At 42.6% G+C, this 484-nt stretch carries 1 protein-coding gene; it reads left to right on the forward strand.

From position 1 onward, the window contains the following. Positions 1-169 precede the first annotated feature (169 nt). Positions 170-361 (forward strand): hypothetical protein, encoded by a 192-nt coding sequence (locus tag MiSe_RS49825; protein ID WP_226595039.1) that lies wholly within the window; start codon positions 170-172, stop codon positions 359-361. The last annotated feature ends 123 nt before the right edge of the window (positions 362-484 follow it).

The raw sequence follows: 484 nt of genomic DNA on the forward strand, positions 1-484 counted from the left end.
CTATATCTTGCCGGGACACGGCATTCAAAATTTTCTCGGATGACCGAAACCTATCAGATGCCGTGTCCCTACATTGTAAAATCTCTGCTTTGTTAACCAACAAAAATCCAGCGACAATTGTGGTGGAAACCATTCCTGATGTAGGGACAAGGCAGCCACATTTTCTGGAATGATGAAAAATCTACAAATTGCCGTGTCCCGACCGTGTAAAATCTCTCCTTTATTAATCGATAAAAACCCAGCGACAATTGTGATGGAAGCCATTCTATATCTTGCCGGGACACGGCATTCAAAATTTTATCGGATGACCGAAACCTATCAGATGCCGTGTCCCTACATTGTAAAATCTCTCGTTTATTAACCAACAAAAATCCAGCGACAATTGTGGTGGAAACCATTCCTGATGTAGGGACAAGGCAGCCACATTTTCTGGAATGATGAAAAATCTACAAATTGCCGTGTCCCGACCGTGTAAAATCTCTCC

The sequence above is a fragment of the Microseira wollei NIES-4236 genome (genome assembly GCF_020521235.1).
Classification (GTDB): domain Bacteria; phylum Cyanobacteriota; class Cyanobacteriia; order Cyanobacteriales; family Aerosakkonemataceae; genus Microseira; species Microseira wollei.

Coding starts and splice junctions, on each gene's coding strand:
- MiSe_RS49825 (WP_226595039.1), top strand. CDS start 170: ATGATGAAAAATCTACAAATTGCCGTGTCCCGACCGTGTAAAATCTCT.